Origin of the sequence: Schleiferilactobacillus perolens DSM 12744 (assembly GCF_001435585.1) — a bacterium.
Lineage (GTDB): Bacteria > Bacillota > Bacilli > Lactobacillales > Lactobacillaceae > Schleiferilactobacillus > Schleiferilactobacillus perolens.
This window is the reverse complement of sequence record NZ_AZEC01000076.1, coordinates 1-415: the sequence shown is the minus strand read 5'-3', so window position 1 is coordinate 415 and position 415 is coordinate 1. Positions and strand designations below refer to the sequence as shown.

Annotated in this window: 1 pseudogene; it reads right to left on the bottom strand. The window is 49.4% G+C overall.

Features of this window, described 5'->3' with window-relative positions:
- Positions 1-140: 140 nt before the first annotated feature.
- A pseudogene (locus FD09_RS16525) lies at positions 141-415 on the bottom strand (hypothetical protein); the annotation flags it as partial.

The following is a 415-nucleotide window of genomic DNA, read 5'->3' as shown; positions in this document are numbered from 1 at the left end:
ATTCCCACTCAATCGTCGCATCGCTCTACTTTACGGCATCCTTAAAACCATTTTCCACAACCGTTCCATATTTTGGTGGAAACCACGCTTTCATTTAGCGATTGGACAATAACGCTTTTAAGGTTGGAGCTCTTTTTCTGCTACAATTCGATGTTCACTTTGCTGGCATCAATGTACCCGCCAATGCTGACATAATTCCCGTCCTTGCTTACACCAGCGACTTTCCAGCGACTGCCTTTGGGCAGGTGCTGGATACCTGCTTGTTTAGGCTTAGCCACAGCCTGTGTGTAGGCATTGTCAACGACAACTTGAACGACTTGCCCGGTCCAGTCACCAGCAATCACGCCCTTGTTGACCTTGACCACCGCATCCGCCGGATTGATCAGGCCACCAACTTTCAGCCAGCCTTTGTCGA